The following is a 15301-nucleotide window of genomic DNA, read 5'->3' as shown; positions in this document are numbered from 1 at the left end:
TTATGAAACTCAACGTATTAATTTACATAGCATTGATTGGTTTGATAGCCAGTTGCGACAGTTTGCGGCAGGAAGTAGAGCCAAAAGGGTTAACACAGCAGAGTGAAAAACTGGTCGTATCCTGCTTTATTTCTCCACAGGATACTGTATTAACTGTACTCTTATCTCGCTCTTCACCCGTACTGGGGCCAAGCAATGAGTTTGCTTATGTATATGGAGCTACTGTTACGTTGTCGGACGGCGTTAAAACGGTAACGCTTCGTGATTCAACTCCTAAGATTGGTTTTGGGGGTTCTAAACTTTTTTATCGTATCAGAGCCAGTGAACTACCTATTGTTGCAGGAAAAACATACACCTTAAAGGCTAGTGCGTTTGGCGTATCGGAAGTTACGGCTACCTGCACCGTTCCTGTTCCGGTAGCTCTGGAACAGGTTTTGATAGATTCGGCTTTAAACACCGATTTCAGCGATGGGCGAAAGAATTACTCCGTCAGATTACGTTGGCGGGATGCCGCTGGGCAAGCTAATTTCTACCGAATTGCTGGCAATAATGAGTACCCACAGCGTTTTACATTCAGGCCATCACCCAATGCACCCCCTCGCGATACACTTGTTTTATACACAAGCAGCTGGTATTTCGATAACGGGTATCTCCTAACGGATTTGGGGCGCGATGGGCAGGAAATGATATCTGAACGCGCACGCCTGGCTTCTACTTCTACATTTAATAATGGTGTATGGACCTATACTGCACCGTCGGGTAAACTGGAAGCCTATCTGCTTAATGTCGATGAAAATTATTACCGGTATCATGATGCTATTGAACGGCAGAATCAGGTCCGTGACAATCCATTTGCCGAGCCGGTACTGATTTCTAGCAACATTCAAGGAGGCTTTGGCTGCTTTGGAGCCTATAATCGCTCTACGCTTATGATGCGTTTGAAATAGGAGACGCCCGATTTTCAGCAAAAATCGGGCGTCTCCATTTATAATACCTTGACAAACTTAGGCGTTCTGGGCCGGGCTATGAATGATTTCGGTTTGCTTCCGAATCGATTCCATGTGGATAATCTTGTAGATTTCTTCGACCAGTTCAGGGTACAAACCCAGTTTCTGACCCAGGTCAGTACGTGTTTTCAGGATTTCTTTCCAACGCTCAGGCTGGAACAGCGTTACGTTGTTGTCGCGTTTGTATTCGGCCAGGCGTTCAACCAGCGCCATACGAGCGGCTAGCATCTCGACAATCTGACGGTCTACGTTATCGATGCTACGTCGCGATTGCTCCGTAAAGCTCTGGAATTCCAGATTCTGAGATTCTACCTGACGGATTTCCAGATGATCGAGCATTTCACCGAATGCTTTGGGCGTCAACTGTTGAGCAGCATCACTCCACGCTTTGTCGGGGTCAATGTGCGATTCAACGATCAGACCGTCGTAGTTCAGATCCATCGCCATCTGAGCCAGTTCGTTCAGGTAAGCGCGTTTACCGGCCATGTGGCTTGGGTCGCCAATCATCGGCAACTGCGGGAAGATCGACTTCAGCTCGATCGCCATCTGCCACATTGGTACGTTGCGGTATTTGCTGGCTTCGCCCGTGGCAAAACCCCGGTGAATGGCACCCAGTTTGTTGATACCTGCTCCGGCGATACGTTCGAAAGCTCCCACCCAAAGAGCCAGATCAGGGTTGACCGGGTTTTTGATCAGTACTGGTACGTCGACACCACGTAGCGCGTCGGCAATTTCCTGTACATTGAATGGGTTAACAGTTGTACGAGCACCGATCCACAAAATATCGACGCCATATTTCAGGGCCAGTTCGATATGCTCAGGCGTAGCAACTTCAACGGCAAACGGCAAACCCGTTTCCGCTTTTGCCCGCTGAAGCCAAGGCAATGCAACTTCGCCCATCCCTTCAAAACTACCGGGCCGGGTGCGAGGTTTCCAAACCCCAGCACGTATTACATGCACTGCGTCCAGTTCTTTTAGCTGACGGGCAGTTTCAACAAGCTGATCTTCAGTTTCGGCGCTACAGGGCCCCGCAATGATCAGTGGTTTGCCGTTGGTCTCAATCCACGACCCAAGCGGCTCTACGGCTAATTCTACTTTCATACTATTCAGGTAATCTAAGAGTAATACCAGTACTCTATCGGGAACTTTGAATCTAAATTTATGGTATATTTGCATAAGGAATCAGCTGTATCTCAAGCCGGTTCCTTCATTTGTCTATAACCGTTTTTAGTTTGTCGAACCAAGCCGCGTCAGTGATTAGCCGATTAAACGAAATTTCGTTTTATATTTCGGTCGTGTTAACCGACGCGCACTTACCGCTATGCAAGTAGCATCGCTCAAACAGAGCACTGATATGTCGAACCGAAGTAATCTAATGCCGGAGACTGTCCAGGGGCTCGCCGACGTAAAGTCAGACGTAGACGGACCCGTTTCATTTGAGGACACTTCGATTGCTTTTTCTTCCCAGTCGGATTTCAAACTCCGAAAGACCTACTGGTTATTTGCGTTGATGAATCAGGGATGGCTGGTAAATTTAGGAACTTTTTTTATAAAGATCGCCCTACGCTTACGTCTTCCCATTAAATTCCTGATTAAGAACACTATTTTCGAGCAATTCTGCGGTGGGGAAAGTATTCGTGACTGCGAAACAACAATCCATCACCTTCACAAAGCGCACGTCGGTACCATCCTCGATTATTCGGTAGAAGGCGAAGACACCGAAAAAAGTTTCGATGATACGGGTCTTGAAATCATCCGCACCATCGAACGAGCCAGCGAATCAGCCGATATTCCGTTTTCTGTATTTAAAATGACGGGAGTTGCCTCCACTGAATTGCTCGAAGCGGTTCAGATTGGCGATTCACTCAATAAAGAACAGAAAGCGCAATTCGATCGTGTGTTGCAACGGGTGGATATGCTCTGCCGACGCGCTCACGAACGTAACGTCCGCATTTTTGTCGATGCCGAAGAGAGTTGGATTCAGGACACGATTGATACGTTAGCCTATGAAATGATGGACCGCTACAACCATGAGCATCCGATCGTTTATAATACGTATCAAATGTATCGCTGGGAAAGCCTCGATCACCTTCGTCGCGATACAGCCGAAGCACGCGCCAAAGGCTATTTTCTGGGCGTAAAACTGGTACGTGGTGCGTATCTGGAAAAAGAGCGTCTACGAGCTCACGAAGAGGAGTATCAGGACCCAATTCAGGCGACGAAAGAGGATACCGACCGCGATTTCAATACAGCCATTGATTTCTGTCTGGAAAATCGTGACGTTATTTCCATTTGTCTGGGCACGCACAACGAGTACAGTTGCCAGTATTGTATTCAGCAAATGAAGCAGTTAAGCATCGCTAACGACGACCCGCACATTTATTTTGCGCAATTGCTGGGCATGAGCGACAACATTTCATACAACCTGGCCAACTCGGGTTATAATGTTGCCAAATACGTTCCTTACGGCCCCGTTGAATCAGTAATGCCTTACCTTTTCCGTCGGGCCGATGAGAATAAATCAATTGCTGGTCAGAGTAGCAGAGAATTTACGCTGGTCAGTGATGAGCTGAAACGCCGAAAAGGTTGTCGGCAGTAAATGGCTTGGAGTTTCGGCTCAAGCAGTTGGTCTGCCGGTATTTAAAAAATAATAGCTGGCACAGCAATCTCCGTCTGGATGGTTGCTGTGCCGTATTTTTAGTATGATTCAGAAAAGTCCTTTTAAGTTTTTCGTACTCACGTTGGTCCTAATCGCTTTGGATCAGGCTGTAAAACTAGCGGTGCATTTTTACATGGCTCCCGGGTTTGCAGGTCAGATTCACCTCGTTGGCGACTGGCTCAAGCTTCACTACGTTCTGAATCCGGGAATGGCTTTCGGGATGCAGTTAGGTCACGAGTATGGCAAACTTTTGTTGAGTGTGTTCCGGCTGTTTGCTATGGTTGGAATTGGCTACTATCTGGTAAATCTGGCTCATCGGGGGGCGCCTAATGGACTTCTGTGGGCGATGGCGATGATTCTGGCCGGGGCTGTTGGCAACGTAATAGACAGTACGTTCTATGGTGTTTTTCTCGATAATGCTCCTTATGGCTCACCAACTCCCTGGTTTCATGGGCAGGTGATCGATATGATTTTTGTGGATGTCTGGGAAGGTTTCATTCCCGATTGGGTACCACTCTGGGGAGGACAATATTATTCGACACCCATTTTTAACGTAGCAGATTCCTGTATTTTCATCGGTGTCTGTATGATTCTGTTTTTCCAACGTCGCTTTTTTGGCGAACAGCATGTTGAGGATACCATGCTTCCCACTTCAGGCCCTGACCCAATCGAAGCCTCGGTTCTACCAACTGCTGAATTACTGGACGAGGAAACGGAATCTAAAACCGAAGAAGAGCGTACTACTTCTGCTTCAACAGACGACGATAAACCTGAAGCTGAACAATCAGCGACTCCAGAATCTGTACTTCCTGAGGAACGCAAAGAAGTTGATTGAATGTAAAGCTGTTCAAACTGATACGTCTAATTTGTCATGCTGAGGTACGAATCGGACCGCCGAAGCGGCATCTTAAAGCTTCCAACCTGAGAATTATGAAACATTAAGATGCCGCTTCGGCGGTCCGATTCGTACCTCAGCATGACAAACAATAAAAATGGCGCTAGATTGATTCTAGCGCCATTTTTATATGTAAGAACAAATCCGCTTACTTGCTTCCGCCAGCCTGACCGCTCGAAAGCAGGTTGAAGAACTGGTCCATTTTCGGCGTAATGATGATTTCCGTCCGGCGGTTCTGCTGACGACCGGTGTTGGTTGAGTTATCATCTTTAGGCGCAAACTCCGAACGACCACCGGCGGTCATGCGCTCGGGCGCGACGCCAAATTTAGCTTGCAGCGTACGTACAACCGACGTAGCTCGCAGTGCGCTTAAATCCCAGTTGTCTTTGATAGCCGACGTAGAAATGGGCACAACATCTGTATGGCCTTCTACCAGAATATCAAGCTCTTTGTGGTCGTTAACAACCTTCGCCACTTTACCCAGTACAGTTTCAGCTGCTGGCAGAATATCATAGCTACCCGATTTAAACAGCAGCTTATCCGAAAGTGATACGTATACCACTCCCTTCTTAACCTCAACCTGTACGTCCTGATCGTTGATATCATCCAGCGACCGCTTCAGGTTCATCACAAGGGCCAGATTCAGCGAATCTTTACGTTGGATGGAAGAATTCAGGTTATTGGTGTATTTGGTCTGTTCGTTCAGCGTTTCGAGCGATTTTTTGATGCTCTCAGCGCCTGATTTACTCACAATCGACAGATCCGACATCCGATCCAACAGGTTCGTATTGGTTTTTTTCAGATAGTCAATCTGTCCCTGGAGGTCAGATACTTGCTTGTCTTTACCTTGTAGGTCGGTGTCCTTGGCAGATAATTGTGACCGCAAATCGGCTGTGCGCTGATCACAATCATTCAGCGATGCAACCGCTTTGTCACGAGCCTCCTGGAGGGCTTTAATTTCAGCAAGGCGTTTTTTACTGTTGCAGGAGGCCAGCATTACCACTGCCGAAACAATAATCAATACTCTTTTCATGGTACCGGAAATGTTAACAAAAAATTAGAGTGACGATATGAGCTTATACGTGAGCAAATCGTTCTACAAAAATAATGGATTCTTATGAACTGATTTCATAACTTTTTCATTTAAAACAACTTCTGTTGTATTTTTTCTCTATTTAAGGTAATAAGCCTTATAAAATTCAAGTAGTGCTTTAACGCTACGTTAATGTTTACAAGTACTCGCCCTGTTCCATTTGTAGCTGGTTATCGGTAGTTTAGCTAGCTATTGTGCTTATTAAACGAGCTCACTATTCCATTTATGAACAAGATAGTCCTTACAGGTTTACTCGGATTTAGCATGGCAGCACAGGCACAATCTGGGAAAGAAATTATGTATGTCGGTACGTATTCCCTCCGGGGGAGCGAGGGCATTTACGTGTTCGAATTTGACCGAAAAGCTGGCACCATGCAGCCGCTCCAATCAGTATCGAACGTAAAGAGTCCGTCATTTTTAGCGCTTCACCCATCTGGGCAGTACTTGTATTCAGTGAATGAAGGAGCTGATAAAAATGGGGGCGTCAGTGCTTATTCCGTCGATAAAACAACTGGAAAGCTGCAATACCTGAATAGCCAGTCATCGATGGGGGCTGGTCCCTGTCACATCAGCGTCGATCAAACAGGCAAAACGGCTTTTGTATCGAACTATGGGGGCGGAAGTCTGGCTGTGTTACCCATCAAGTCGGACGGTACGTTGGGAGAACCTACAGATAAGGTTCAGGATGAAGGAACGGGGCCGAACGCCAAACGTCAGGAAAAAGCGCATGTCCATTCTGCTACGTTAGCTCCCGATAATCGTTTTCTCTACGTTGCCGATCTGGGGACAGATAAGGTAAATATTTTCAATATCGACGTAACGAATAGCAAGGTAAAGCCAGCTCAGCCTCCTTTCGCTACGGTGAAGGCGGGTTCAGGACCGCGTCATTTTACGTTCCACCCAAATGGCAAATACGCTTATCTGGTCGAAGAATTGACATCAACCGTTGCTACGTTCTCACGTAACGCGAAAACAGGCGAGTTAACTTTGATTCAGGACAACGTAGTAACGTTGCCTGCTAATTTTACCGAATCGAATACCAGCGCCGATATTCATATCGACCCGTCGGGCAAGTTTCTGTATCAGTCCAATCGGGGTTATAATGGTCTGGCTATCTTCGCCATCGGAAATGATGGCAAACTGACGAAAGTCGGCGAACAGCTCACCGAAGGCAAAACTCCACGAAATTTCCTGATTGATCCCAAAGGAGAATTTATTTTTGTGGCGCATCAGGATACCGATAACATCACCATTTTCAAACGCGATCAGCAAACCGGCAAACTGACGTATACCGGTCAGTCGGTAAAAGTACCTGCTCCGGTTTGCGTTATCATGGCTAAGTAATAATCGCCCTGATTGCTACGTATCATTCATTCACTTTTAATTTTTTAGCTAATGAAATATTGTTTCATCCTTGGTTTACTGACCGTTTTAGCCTTTACGGCTCCCCTGAAAAAAATTAATCTGTTTAACGGCAAGGACCTGACTGGTTGGAAAATCTACGGCACCGAAAAATGGTACGTAGAGAATGGCGAACTGATTTGTGAAAGCGGTCCTGACAAAAAATACGGCTACCTGGCTACCGAGAAATTTTACAAAAACTTCGATCTCACGCTGGAGTTCAAACAGGAAGCCAACGGCAACAGTGGTGTCTTTTTCCGTTCTACGGTTGAAGGAACGAAAGTGAGCGGCTGGCAGGTAGAAGTAGCTCCACCGAATCACGATACAGGTGGCATTTACGAATCGTACGGCCGGAACTGGCTCGTCCAAATTCCCGATGAAAAAGAAAACATCCTAAAACCCGGCGAATGGAACAAACTCCGCATCCGTGTTGAGGGCGATCACGTACAAACGTTTCTGAATGGTACGTCAATGGTTGATTTCAACGATGAAAAAATTGGCAAAGGCGAAGGAGGTATCGCCTTACAGATTCATGACGGTGGCGGAATCAAAGTCCGCTGGAAAAATTTGGAACTGACTCCTTTATAGAGTTTTATAACGTAGCATAAAAAAGAGAGAGCCATATTATTATGGCTCTCTCTTTTTTATGCTACGTAGCTAGTTCTTTATTTCACGTAGCAATCCCTCCAGATCAAGCGAACGCGTGTACATCTCGATTGAACCATCTGGCGTAAGCGGCCACTCTTCTTTAGGTCGATCCCAGTATAATTCTACTCCATTCTGATCGGGATCATTTAGATATAATGCTTCCGATACGCCGTGGTCAGAAGCACCCGTAAGTGGATATTTTGCGTCGATAAGCCGTTTTAAAGCTACGGCCAAATCCCGGCGAGTCGGGTACAATATGGCTGTATGAAATAAACCGGCACTACGTATCGGCGCTGGCGGCATGTTTTTACTGTACCACGTATTCAATCCAATATGATGGTGATAACCACCCGCTGAAATAAAAGCAGCATCCTTCCCGTACATCGTCACGAGCGAGAAACCCAGCAAATCCCGGTAAAACGCCAATGCGCGGTCTATATCAGCTACTTTCAGATGCACATGACCAATACGAGTTTGGTCGGGTATTGTGTATGAATCAGGAGTCATGATGTAATCAGTTGAACGCGAAAATCTAGAGTCCTAACATGAACAAGCCGGGAATAAATCCTTCGTCATAACGACTGCGCCAGCCAGCCCATTAACCAGGTAATACCTCCGCTTATTAACTCGTTCGCTCCTGGTATTAGTTGTCAGTGGATGCTACGTGTTGCTACTGCATAGTTTTGATAAACAAATTACTTATGCGCTTATTTCATTTGTTAACCGCTATATCCGTAGCAAGCCTATTCATGACTACATCCAATGCCCAACCAACGCCAAAATCTCTGGCCGGCGAATACTATCTGAGAGGAGTTCAGGAAGTAGGTTCAGGTATCAAACTCAATGACGACTTTACGTTTGAGTTTTTCTTCGTCTACGGAGCGCTCGATCGATTCGGTAAGGGTACCTGGAAACTACAGGGTAAACAAGTTATATTAACCAGTAGCCAGCGCCCACCCAAAGATTTCGCTTTAGTTACCAGCAAAACGGTTCCAGGGAATAAGCTGACTATCCGCATAGTTGACCCAAATACCAATCTACTTCGCCACGTGGAGAGTGCGGTCAAAAATGGCACGGACGTTCAACGCCAGATAACCAACGAAAAGGGCGAAGTATCTTTTCTCAAACAGCCACAAAACGAAGCGATTTCGCTACGTTTCGAGTTTGCGCCAGAGCGTTATTCCGTATTTCCGATCACGAATAAAGCGCATAATTATTACGAATTCCGGTTTGAGCCCTGGATTATGGACGTTTTCTTTGAGAATCAAGCATATACTCTTTCAGACGATGGCCTTGAAGGACTGCATCCGCTTTTAGAACCCGGCAAATCGTATTCGTTTGAACGCGAGTAACGTAATGTTTCTGGCTTTACTTGACTCGATTAAAGACGAATAGGTCTTTAAAATCCCACTTGCCATCTTTCTGCTGACCACGTTGAATCGCTAATTGGTTCGGTCCGCGTTTTTCGTAAATGATACGTATCGAATGGTCGATTTTCTCAAAAAGCGCGTAATCTTTTTTGGCTTCAACGAAAGAATAACGGTCTGATACGTCCTTCTCTTCCTGCCCGATCAGACCGGGTTTGAAGTGCTTCACCAGCACAATTGGCCCCTGTTCGGTTTGCTCGAAAATGAGCATTTCGTACATGGTCACTTTGTTGTCTTTCATCATCCGCATGAAACCCGTCAGGTTATCGCCTTCGGGAGCTACCCATGCAGCATCAATAGGACCACCATTGAACATACCGCGCCAACGTCCTTCCATAAAACTGACATCAGCCAACGTAGCGTTTTTAGTCTGGGCGTAAGAAGTGAACGTAGCAAAAAATACCAGAGCGTAAAGGAGGGTTGTTCGAATAGATTGCATAAACGTATTGAATTAAATTTTCGTCGGCAAGATACGTGAATCTTTAGTTCGTTCCGCCTTGCAGAGCCCTGAACAATAGTCTTAAACAACCTTCTCATACTGTTCCTTGTTTATAACGTAGCAGACACTTTTATCCCTCCCACCCAACATGGATTTTGTCGATTATTATAACGTACTGGGTCTCCCGAAAACGGCCTCAGACGACGATATTAAGAAAGCGTATCGGAAACTGGCGCGGAAACATCATCCCGATTTAAATCCGAACGATGCTGAAGCGAACAAGAAGTTTCAGCAGATTAACGAGGCCAACGAAGTACTGAGCGATCCGGAAAAACGGAAGAAATACGATCAGTACGGAAAAGACTGGCAACATGCCGAACAGTTTGAGCAAGCCCGGCGGCAACAGCAATCCCGTCAGCAATACGCGCAGGGCGACGCTGGAGATTATGATTTTTCGAGCGGTTTCGGTGGCGCAGATTTCTCCGATTTTCTATCCTCGTTATTTGGTCAGGAAGGCGGGGCGCGAGGTCGGCAGCAGGCTACGTTCAGAGGGCAGGATTACCAGGCCGAACTCAATCTGAATCTGCGCGATGCTTACACAACGCACAAACAAACCATGACCGTGAATGGAAAAAATATACGCATCACGGTTCCAGCCGGTATCGAAAACGGGCAGAAAATTAAGCTGGCAGGTTATGGTGCACCGGGCGTAAATAACGGACCCAACGGCGACTTGTACATTACGTTCGTCATTGCCGACGATAATCGCTACAAACGGAAAGGCAATGATTTATACGTCGACGAAGAAATTGATCTATATACGGCGTTGCTGGGTGGCGAAAAAATCATTGAAACGCTCGACAGTAAAGTGAAACTGACCGTTCCGCCCGAAACGCAGAATGGTACCAAAGTCAGATTGAAGGGCAAAGGATTTCCGATTTACAAACAGGACGGCAAATTCGGGGATCTCTACGTCCAGTGGCAAATAAAACTACCAACCAACCTGACTGAGCAACAGAAAGAACTATTCCGCCAACTGGCTGCCCTATAACGTACTGACCTTATGCAAACGACCCATTTAATTTCCGTCCGCGAGTTTTGTCGGCATCACCATATAGAAATCACTTTTGTCGAAAGTCTGGCCGACAACGGGCTGATCGAAACCACGATTGTCGAGCAGATTCGCTACGTCGAGCCAGAGCAATTGACGCGCCTGGAAAAATTTGTCCGGCTGCATCAGGATTTGTCCATTCACGTCGATGACCTCGACGTAGTGAGCGATCTGTTAGATCGTGTTGAGAGCCTGCAAGAACAGGTATTGCACTTACAGAATCGTCTGTTTTTTTATGAGCCCCGTTAGCACCCAATCGCCAAAATTATGCGCCTTTTCCTGAGTTCTATTATTGCGTTGGCCTTACTGAACTCCTGTGGTGAACGTAACGCCAAATCTGTATCGGCTCCTACCGACTCGCTGGTCAATTCAGTGAGCCCACCACCTGATACGCTCTGTTTTCGGCAGATCGTGGGTCGCGATTCTACTACGTTACGTCTTTACGTAAATGGCACCAACGTAACGGGCGACTTGAACGTATTGCCGTTTGAGAAAGATCGGGCTCGTGGCGCCATTCGGGGAAAACTACTGACCAGCAATCGGATAGAAGCCGATTGGCAGCGGTCTGGTGAGGGTGTCACGCAACCGTATGAGGTAATTTTCACGTTGAAAGGTGACGGCATCACCTGGCGCGAAGGCGAACGTATCGAGAAACAAGGTAAATGGGTGTTGAAAAATCCAGAGCAATCTTACGAGTACGTTTTGATGAAAATAGATTGCCGCTAACGTATCTTGAAGCTTAAATGCTTCATCAGATGGCCCATTCGCTACATTACTCGCTCACTCTCGCGATTGTATTCGCACTATCCTCCTACACCAGCATGGCGCAGGCATCTAAACGCCCCCGCGAGTACGGAATCCGTTTTGGGGTAATGCCTACTGGTCAGTTAAATGCCATTACCGACGTACCGGGCGTTCGAGTTGGGCAGGTAACGCTGAATCATGGAGAAAATGTGCGAACGGGCGTTACGGCTATTTTACCTCATGTTGGAAATCAGTTTCAACAGAAAAGTCCGGCGGCTATTTACATTGGCAACGGGTTCGGGAAACTGGCGGGCTACAGTCAGGTAGAGGAGCTTGGTACGTTAGAAACGCCTATTGTGCTGACCAATACGTTGAACGTACCAACCGCTGCCGACGCCATTATCGATTATACCCTATCTCAGTCGGGAAATGAACAGATACGTTCCGTGAATCCGGTGGTGGGCGAAACCAACGATGGTTTTCTGAATGACATTCGTGGCAGACACGTAACGAAACAGAACGTAATAGATGCTATTCAGCAGGCGAAAACGGGGCCGGTTGAGGAAGGAAACGTGGGAGCTGGCACCGGCACGATCTGTTTTGGGTTTAAAGGCGGCATTGGTACGTCCTCGCGGAAGTTACCTGCTTCGCTGGGCGGCTATACGGTTGGGGTACTGGTGCAAACGAATTTTGGCGGTACGTTGCAGATTGCCGGCGTACCTGTTGGCGTGGCGCTGGGACGTTACGAATTCAAAGATAACCTCGACGGTTCATGCATGATGGTCGTTTTGACCGACGCGCCACTGGATGCCCGCAATCTCAAACGTTTAGCCAAACGCGCTTTCCTGGGATTGGGACACACAGGAGGAATTGCGTCTAATGGTAGTGGCGATTACGTCATTGCGGTTTCAACCGCTTACCAGATTCCTCACGCGAGCAAAAATGCTTTTGATGAGGTCAAGCTGCTACGTAACGACAACGTATCACCGCTGTTTATGGCAGCCATTGAAGCTACCGAAGAAGCCATCATCAATTCGCTCTTTGCTGCCAAAACACTTACCGGACATCAGGGGCATCGAATCGAACGGTTGCCTGTTGAAAAGGTAGTGGAGATCCTGAAGAATGCAGGACAAGCCCGATAATTCAGGCAACCTGTTTTTGTCGCCCGCCGATGGCGAGTCGTATCAGTCCATAAACTGCCAGCGCAACAACGACAAAAAAAAGCCCCCATTTCAGATTGGTAAATATGGAACAAAGTGAGGCAATCAGGCTCGATAAATCGGGATAACTTTTGATCAGGTAAACGATACAGGCATTTTCCAGATAATCCATCACGAGCACGGCAACCGGAAATACGTTCACCAGCGGAAATGGGGCATACGTTCGATTCCGGAATAGCAACGTAAGAATAATGCAGCACAGCGCGGTATAAATAATCGGATAAGCAAGATCAATTGTCATTTCGCCCTGCGCATACACCGCCCGGCCTTCAGGCCCATAACAGCCAATCATCTCGATAATACGAGCCGGATCGTATCCAAACAGCAGATCAATTGGATCAACGGCCTTGAGCGCCAGGTCCTTCATCTGCAACTGAAGATTTTTAAAGAAGTAGATCGGGAAAGGCACGTAGAGCGCAATGGCCAAAAGCAGCGTTTTCCAGGAGGAAATTCGGTTGAAAAACGCAGACAACGTAGTGAGCATGGTTTAGAGAAGAGGAATTATCCTGACAAAGGATTGGCCACTCTGTTCTATACGTATTCACCTTCATATATCTATCAAACGGCTTACTCCGCCCTTATCTCCTGTTTTCCGCCACACGCCATAAAATTGTCGCTAATCCTATAAAGGCTAATGCACCCAAAGTCATATAACCGCCCTCGCCCAACGTATCGGCCAAAGCAGGTTCCAGCGTTAGGACAGCCAGACCATTATAAATTGACTCATTGACTGATAGCAACGCCACAAGCACACCTGCCAGCGCCCCACCAGCCACCAGTCCAGTAGCAAAGAGACTACCTTTTCCTAAATCGGCATCTTCCTCTACGATGCCTTTCCGTTTGGCATTCCAATCGGCAATTGCTTTCACGAGTCCACCTGTGAAAATAGGTAACGTAGTGGAAAGAGGCAGGTAAAGCCCGACGGCAAAAGCCAGCGCACTCACACCAACTAGTTCAAATACAAAGGCGATGAAAGCGCCAACCAACACAAACTGCCAGTCGAGATTAAACGACAAAAGCCCTTTGATTAACGTAGCCATCAACGTTCCCTGCGGAGCCGGAAATTTATCGGAACCAATGGCGTGGGTGATGCCCTGCGCCAGCAAATCAGGCGTGGGCGTATCCAGAACTTTCACCGTAGCTCCCACAACCAATGACGACACAATCACACCGATAAACAACGCCATCTGCTGGTATTTAGGCGTAGCACCGACCAGATAGCCGGTTTTTAAATCCTGCGACGTACCGCCCGCGTTGGCAGCCGCCACGCAAATCATGCTACCCACTACCAGTACCGCCGGTTCATATAGTTTTCCCGTCAGGCCGAAGCCGATGAAAACCAGTGAGGTACCCATAATCGTAGCAATGGTCATCCCTGATACTGGTGACGAACTCGACCCAATCAGACCAACGATTCGGCTGGAAACCGTGACGAAGAAAAATCCAAATATGATGACCAGTAACGCAATCAGCAGCTTGGTCAGAACGGAATCGCCCGGAATTTGCGGTAGCACAACCATCAATCCTGCCAGCGCAATGCTACCGATAACCACAATCCGAACGCTCAAATCCTGCTCCGTACGAGGTGTACGGTTACCATTGCTCAGCTTTTCTTCTTTTTCGATAGCACTCATCGACGCCTTACTGAAACTTTGCTTAAACGACGAAACAATGGTCGGAATGGTCTTGATCAGCGTCATGAATCCGCCCGCAGTTACAGCTCCCGCACCAATTTGCCGGATGTAGGCTCGGTAAACAGCCGCTGCCGTATCGTTGAACGTATGCGTCGTTGGATCCCAGCCACCGGGACCGCCCGCCGTTTGCAGATTGGCGAGATAGCCAAGTTTTTGAAGTTGCAGCGCAATGGTATCGCCCGGTACTAACGTCGCCAGTAACGGAATCAGACCAAGCCAAGCCAGAATCCCTCCACCGACCAATACAGCCGAAATCCGAAAACCGATGATGTAGCCAACTCCCAGATATTCCGGAGTAATTTCGCCCGCAACCTGCGCCGACGGAAAATAGCGATTGGTTTGTTTCGTCGCCCAGACGGGGACCTCAGCAACCAGATGTAAAACTTTTTGCAGGAAAGCATACAGCAGCGCTACGCCCAGGCCCTGATACGCTGTTTTGGCGAAATCACCGCCTTTTTCACCAGCGATCAGTACTGACGCACAGGCCGTTCCCTCAGGATAAGGCAACGTACCATGTTCCTGCACAATCAGCGACCGACGTAGCGGAATCATCATCAACGTGCCAATCAGACCGCCCAGAATCGCCAGTGTCAGAATCGTCCAGTAGTTGAAGAAATCGGCGCCACTGCCGTTGGTCAGAAACAGAAACCCCGGCATGGTGAACACAACTCCCGACGCAATACTTTCCCCCGCCGAGCCGGTGGTCTGGATGATGTTATTTTCGAGGATGGTAGTATTGAGGAATTTCCGCCCAAGCGAAATGGCCAGTACCGCAATCGGAATGGAAGCCGATACCGAAAGCCCGGCTTTCAGCGATAAATACACGGTAGCAGCGCCAAACAGCACGCCGAAAACAGCGCCCGTAATAATGGCTTTCAGGGTAAATTCAGCAGGAGATTCCGTTGCGGGAACAAACGGTTTATGGTCGGCGGTCGATTTAGACATAGTCAAACGAGTTGTGAT

The 15301-nt window shown here is 47.6% G+C and carries 16 protein-coding genes; 10 read left to right on the top strand and 6 right to left on the bottom strand.

Annotated features, from left to right (window positions below; translation table 11 throughout):
- Nucleotides 1-2 precede the first annotated feature (2 nt).
- Nucleotides 3-947, top strand: coding sequence for a DUF4249 domain-containing protein (locus IC229_RS03660; protein ID WP_190885566.1), 945 nt, complete (start codon nucleotides 3-5; stop codon nucleotides 945-947).
- Nucleotides 948-1004: 57 nt separating this feature from the next.
- On the opposite strand, the gene IC229_RS03655 is transcribed toward IC229_RS03660, so the two are convergent.
- Nucleotides 1005-2108, bottom strand: a complete 1104-nt coding sequence (locus tag IC229_RS03655; RefSeq protein ID WP_190885565.1) for a chorismate mutase — start codon at nucleotides 2106-2108, stop codon at nucleotides 1005-1007.
- Between the two features lie 274 nt (nucleotides 2109-2382).
- On the opposite strand from IC229_RS03655, the gene IC229_RS03650 reads away from it, so the two are divergent.
- Both IC229_RS03650 and IC229_RS03645 read left to right on the top strand, forming a co-directional pair.
- A complete protein-coding gene (locus IC229_RS03650; protein ID WP_190885773.1) occupies nucleotides 2383-3606 on the top strand; it encodes a proline dehydrogenase family protein in 1224 nt (407 codons plus the stop codon).
- 103 nt (nucleotides 3607-3709) lie between these two features.
- Entirely contained in the window at nucleotides 3710-4501 is a 792-nt protein-coding gene (locus IC229_RS03645) for a lipoprotein signal peptidase (protein ID WP_190885564.1), read from the top strand.
- A 208-nt stretch (nucleotides 4502-4709) separates the two neighbouring features.
- Here the strand turns inward: IC229_RS03645 and IC229_RS03640 are convergent, their stop codons facing one another.
- A complete protein-coding gene (locus tag IC229_RS03640) occupies nucleotides 4710-5594 on the bottom strand; it encodes an OmpA/MotB family protein (RefSeq protein ID WP_190885563.1) in 885 nt (294 codons plus the stop codon).
- A gap of 285 nt (nucleotides 5595-5879) precedes the next feature.
- Here IC229_RS03640 and IC229_RS03635 point away from each other — a divergent pair, with 285 nt between their 5' ends.
- Together IC229_RS03635 and IC229_RS03630 are read left to right on the top strand one after the other, a co-directional pair.
- Nucleotides 5880-6998 carry a lactonase family protein gene (locus tag IC229_RS03635; RefSeq protein WP_190885562.1) on the top strand — a complete coding sequence of 373 codons (1119 nt, stop codon included), beginning with the start codon at nucleotides 5880-5882 and terminating at the stop codon, nucleotides 6996-6998.
- A 51-nt stretch (nucleotides 6999-7049) separates the two neighbouring features.
- Nucleotides 7050-7643: a 3-keto-disaccharide hydrolase gene (locus IC229_RS03630; protein WP_190885561.1), complete on the top strand. Its 594-nt coding sequence runs from the start codon at nucleotides 7050-7052 to the stop codon at nucleotides 7641-7643.
- Between the two features lie 69 nt (nucleotides 7644-7712).
- Here IC229_RS03630 and IC229_RS03625 read toward each other — a convergent pair whose 3' ends face one another.
- Nucleotides 7713-8210 carry a VOC family protein gene (locus IC229_RS03625; RefSeq protein WP_190885560.1) on the bottom strand — a complete coding sequence of 166 codons (498 nt, stop codon included), beginning with the start codon at nucleotides 8208-8210 and terminating at the stop codon, nucleotides 7713-7715.
- A 194-nt stretch (nucleotides 8211-8404) separates the two neighbouring features.
- Between IC229_RS03625 and IC229_RS03620 the strand changes: the two genes are divergently transcribed.
- Nucleotides 8405-9055 carry a hypothetical protein gene (locus tag IC229_RS03620; protein ID WP_190885559.1) on the top strand — a complete coding sequence of 217 codons (651 nt, stop codon included), beginning with the start codon at nucleotides 8405-8407 and terminating at the stop codon, nucleotides 9053-9055.
- 16 nt (nucleotides 9056-9071) lie between these two features.
- On the opposite strand, the gene IC229_RS03615 is transcribed toward IC229_RS03620, so the two are convergent.
- A complete protein-coding gene (locus IC229_RS03615) occupies nucleotides 9072-9569 on the bottom strand; it encodes a DUF6265 family protein (protein ID WP_190885558.1) in 498 nt (165 codons plus the stop codon).
- A gap of 148 nt (nucleotides 9570-9717) precedes the next feature.
- Here IC229_RS03615 and IC229_RS03610 point away from each other — a divergent pair, with 148 nt between their 5' ends.
- From IC229_RS03610 to IC229_RS03595, 4 genes are all read left to right on the top strand, one after another.
- Entirely contained in the window at nucleotides 9718-10620 is a 903-nt protein-coding gene (locus IC229_RS03610; protein WP_190885557.1) for a DnaJ C-terminal domain-containing protein, read from the top strand.
- 12 nt (nucleotides 10621-10632) lie between these two features.
- Nucleotides 10633-10929, top strand: a complete 297-nt coding sequence (locus tag IC229_RS03605) for a chaperone modulator CbpM (protein WP_190885556.1) — start codon at nucleotides 10633-10635, stop codon at nucleotides 10927-10929.
- An 18-nt stretch (nucleotides 10930-10947) separates the two neighbouring features.
- A complete protein-coding gene (locus IC229_RS03600; protein WP_190885555.1) occupies nucleotides 10948-11406 on the top strand; it encodes a hypothetical protein in 459 nt (152 codons plus the stop codon).
- A gap of 95 nt (nucleotides 11407-11501) precedes the next feature.
- Complete coding sequence (locus IC229_RS03595) at nucleotides 11502-12566, top strand: DmpA family aminopeptidase (RefSeq protein ID WP_223833856.1); 1065 nt, start codon at nucleotides 11502-11504, stop codon at nucleotides 12564-12566.
- Between the two features lies 1 nt (nucleotide 12567).
- Here the strand turns inward: IC229_RS03595 and IC229_RS03590 are convergent, their stop codons facing one another.
- Nucleotides 12568-13128: a hypothetical protein gene (locus IC229_RS03590; protein ID WP_190885553.1), complete on the bottom strand. Its 561-nt coding sequence runs from the start codon at nucleotides 13126-13128 to the stop codon at nucleotides 12568-12570.
- 94 nt (nucleotides 13129-13222) lie between these two features.
- Nucleotides 13223-15283: an OPT family oligopeptide transporter gene (locus IC229_RS03585; RefSeq protein WP_190885552.1), complete on the bottom strand. Its 2061-nt coding sequence runs from the start codon at nucleotides 15281-15283 to the stop codon at nucleotides 13223-13225.
- Nucleotides 15284-15301 lie beyond the last annotated feature (18 nt).

The organism is Spirosoma profusum, from assembly GCF_014699005.1.
Lineage (GTDB): Bacteria > Bacteroidota > Bacteroidia > Cytophagales > Spirosomataceae > Spirosoma > Spirosoma profusum.
The sequence above is the reverse complement of the archived record's forward strand: the minus strand, read 5'-3'. Positions and strand labels throughout refer to the sequence as shown.

Coding starts and splice junctions, on each gene's coding strand:
- IC229_RS03660 (WP_190885566.1), top strand. CDS start 3: ATGAAACTCAACGTATTAATTTACATAGCATTGATTGGTTTGATAGCC.
- IC229_RS03655 (WP_190885565.1), bottom strand. CDS start 2,108: ATGAAAGTAGAATTAGCCGTAGAGCCGCTTGGGTCGTGGATTGAGACC.
- IC229_RS03650 (WP_190885773.1), top strand. CDS start 2,383: ATGCCGGAGACTGTCCAGGGGCTCGCCGACGTAAAGTCAGACGTAGAC.
- IC229_RS03645 (WP_190885564.1), top strand. CDS start 3,710: ATGATTCAGAAAAGTCCTTTTAAGTTTTTCGTACTCACGTTGGTCCTA.
- IC229_RS03640 (WP_190885563.1), bottom strand. CDS start 5,594: ATGAAAAGAGTATTGATTATTGTTTCGGCAGTGGTAATGCTGGCCTCC.
- IC229_RS03635 (WP_190885562.1), top strand. CDS start 5,880: ATGAACAAGATAGTCCTTACAGGTTTACTCGGATTTAGCATGGCAGCA.
- IC229_RS03630 (WP_190885561.1), top strand. CDS start 7,050: ATGAAATATTGTTTCATCCTTGGTTTACTGACCGTTTTAGCCTTTACG.
- IC229_RS03625 (WP_190885560.1), bottom strand. CDS start 8,210: ATGACTCCTGATTCATACACAATACCCGACCAAACTCGTATTGGTCAT.
- IC229_RS03620 (WP_190885559.1), top strand. CDS start 8,405: ATGCGCTTATTTCATTTGTTAACCGCTATATCCGTAGCAAGCCTATTC.
- IC229_RS03615 (WP_190885558.1), bottom strand. CDS start 9,569: ATGCAATCTATTCGAACAACCCTCCTTTACGCTCTGGTATTTTTTGCT.
- IC229_RS03610 (WP_190885557.1), top strand. CDS start 9,718: ATGGATTTTGTCGATTATTATAACGTACTGGGTCTCCCGAAAACGGCC.
- IC229_RS03605 (WP_190885556.1), top strand. CDS start 10,633: ATGCAAACGACCCATTTAATTTCCGTCCGCGAGTTTTGTCGGCATCAC.
- IC229_RS03600 (WP_190885555.1), top strand. CDS start 10,948: ATGCGCCTTTTCCTGAGTTCTATTATTGCGTTGGCCTTACTGAACTCC.
- IC229_RS03595 (WP_223833856.1), top strand. CDS start 11,502: ATGGCGCAGGCATCTAAACGCCCCCGCGAGTACGGAATCCGTTTTGGG.
- IC229_RS03590 (WP_190885553.1), bottom strand. CDS start 13,128: ATGCTCACTACGTTGTCTGCGTTTTTCAACCGAATTTCCTCCTGGAAA.
- IC229_RS03585 (WP_190885552.1), bottom strand. CDS start 15,283: ATGTCTAAATCGACCGCCGACCATAAACCGTTTGTTCCCGCAACGGAA.